This window comes from Rummeliibacillus sp. TYF005, assembly GCF_003844195.1.
Taxonomy (GTDB): Bacteria; Bacillota; Bacilli; order Bacillales_A; family Planococcaceae; genus Rummeliibacillus.
The window spans coordinates 1-1,615 of the sequence record NZ_ML122641.1 but is presented as its reverse complement, the minus strand read 5'-3'; the positions used below and the strand labels follow the sequence as shown (position 1 = coordinate 1,615).

General features: G+C 30.0%; 3 protein-coding genes and 1 pseudogene. 3 read left to right on the top strand and 1 reads right to left on the bottom strand.

All coding sequences use genetic code 11. The annotated features are described in order from the left end of the window. The 3 genes and pseudogenes from CW357_RS18010 to CW357_RS18000 form a co-directional block, all read left to right on the top strand. Window positions 1-528 (top strand): annotated as a pseudogene (locus CW357_RS18010) (hypothetical protein); the annotation flags it as partial. A gap of 20 nt (window positions 529-548) precedes the next feature. After that, on the top strand, window positions 549-848 hold the full coding sequence (locus tag CW357_RS18005; RefSeq protein ID WP_124218830.1) for a hypothetical protein: 300 nt from the start codon (window positions 549-551) through the stop codon (window positions 846-848). Window positions 849-977: 129 nt separating this feature from the next. Continuing rightward, the gene (locus CW357_RS18000) at window positions 978-1,208 is read left to right on the top strand and encodes a hypothetical protein (protein ID WP_124218828.1); all 231 of its coding nucleotides are present in this window, start codon (window positions 978-980) and stop codon (window positions 1,206-1,208) included. Window positions 1,209-1,263: 55 nt separating this feature from the next. Here the strand turns inward: CW357_RS18000 and CW357_RS17995 are convergent. Further along, window positions 1,264-1,615 (bottom strand): DUF5776 domain-containing protein (locus CW357_RS17995; RefSeq protein WP_241155188.1); only part of this gene is annotated, 352 nt, incomplete at its 5' end.

Below are 1,615 nucleotides of genomic sequence, written 5' to 3'. Positions count from 1 at the left end.
AGAGCTCTTACTACTAATATACGAGGAGAATTACGGATGAAAAAGACACTAAAAATTATTATGGCTAGTATTATTGCCTTAGCAATGTTTTTCTCAACATATCAAATTCATTCACCATTGGATAAAGAGTCCAAAAAAACAATCACTATATCCTTTAACAAACAAACTGCAGAAGCAAAAGGATTATTCCCAATTTTCAAGCCAAAACCAAAGCCAAAACCAAAACCTAAGAAAAAGAAAAAAACAACAGCTCAAATTTATAATGGAGCAAAAAAGAAAGGTGTTAAAGTTAAAGGTAGAAATGCGATAAAAAAAGCTAAGAAAGGAGACAGTAAATTACCGACTAAATATAAATCATATCATTCCATGGATTTAGTCGATAGTAAAGGCGTAAAGCAAAGAAGATATTTTGGTAAAAACGGAAAGGCAGATATGGATATTGACTATTATCATGCAGTCGATAAAAAAAGTAATGTAAAATTCCCTCACAGACATTATTGGAGAAACGGTGAAAGAAGTGGACACTAAAAGAAAGGAGATTAACTCATATGGAAAATAATAATTTTATTGATTTATCAGATTCGAATGAAGTTAACTACGAAGTTCTTATATTTTTTTTAAAGCAAGGTAGAGAAATCGAATTTACTTATAACGGTAAAGAATACTTTATTCCTAACCATAAAGAAGGAAGAGTATTATTAAATGAAGAAGGTGATAATTTAAATAATTTAAATCCTTATATTAAAAATCCAGAAGAATTTGTAATCAAAGCAACTATAAATGGGTTAACATTAAAAGAAATCTTCCAAAATCAAAATGATAAAATCGAGTTTGGTACCATTTTCTAATTTTCGTTTCAATTAGCATTGATATAAGCTCATTTAACCAACCAGGGGCACTGAATTTGTGCAATTACTGCATTTATTTATGCTCCTTTTTATTTGCGAAAAAAGCAGAATGGTATTAGGAGGGATAATATGGATGAAAAGGTTTGGAAAGAATTTAAAGAAGCTATAGAAGAAGGGCAAGAATTGTCATTCGATTATAAAGATGAAGAATGGTGGATTAGTAGAGTACCTGAAGAAAAAAGCTTTCTACTCACACGTTCAAGAGATTCCTACACTCAGGCTTTTAAAACTGCAGAAGAACTCTTTAAACACGGGATAATTGATGGAAAGCCTTTTGTTGAAAGAATAAAGGACTTATAATATTAAGAAAGCATATGACTAGGTACTTATTAAATGTGAGTACCTAGTCTTTACTTTACACTTTCTTCACATATTCCTTATTAGCTGTAAGTACAAATTTACCGTTTGATACGATTAAACGTGGAACTCCATTTTTTGATTTTTTAATTCCATTTACAGTAAATACTGTACCTTTTGGATAAGATAATCCTGATTTAGTTTTATCGTTAAATTCTACTGAAGTATAAAGGTTACATGAAGCTAGTAATTTAACTTTACCTGGATTAGTTGTATAGTATGTATTTGTACCCACTTGTGGAGAATCTTTACTTGTTGATTTCTTAACAGGAGTATCAAATAATCTCTTTTCAGCATTTCTTCTGTTCATTAAACTGATTGTAGTATAGATGTATGGACACACTCTAGTT